The organism is Corynebacterium sp. HMSC070H05 (assembly GCF_001837615.1).
In the GTDB taxonomy this organism is placed as follows: domain Bacteria; phylum Actinomycetota; class Actinomycetes; order Mycobacteriales; family Mycobacteriaceae; genus Corynebacterium; species Corynebacterium coyleae.
Map to the genome: position 1 here is coordinate 1 of NZ_KV833308.1, position 233 is coordinate 233.

Annotated in this window: 2 tRNA genes; both read left to right on the forward strand. The window is 57.9% G+C overall.

What is annotated here, in order from left to right:
- Positions 1 to 72: transfer RNA gene (locus HMPREF2617_RS04480), tRNA-Val, on the forward strand.
- Between the two features lie 36 nt (positions 73 to 108).
- Positions 109 to 184: transfer RNA gene (locus tag HMPREF2617_RS04485), tRNA-Gly, on the forward strand.
- The last annotated feature ends 49 nt before the right edge of the window (positions 185 to 233 follow it).

The window sequence follows — 233 nt, forward strand, 5'->3', positions numbered from 1 at the left end:
GCGCGATTAGCTCAGCGGTAGAGCACTACCTCGACACGGTAGGGGTCACTGGTTCGATCCCAGTATTGCGCACAGAGGGTCTCCCCCCTCGTCAACTGAATACAAGATGCGGATGTAGCGCAGTTGGTAGCGCATCACCTTGCCAAGGTGAGGGTCGCGAGTTCGAGTCTCGTCATCCGCTCCAGTTCCATCAAGGAACGTGGGCGCGATTAGCTCAGCGGTAGAGCACTACC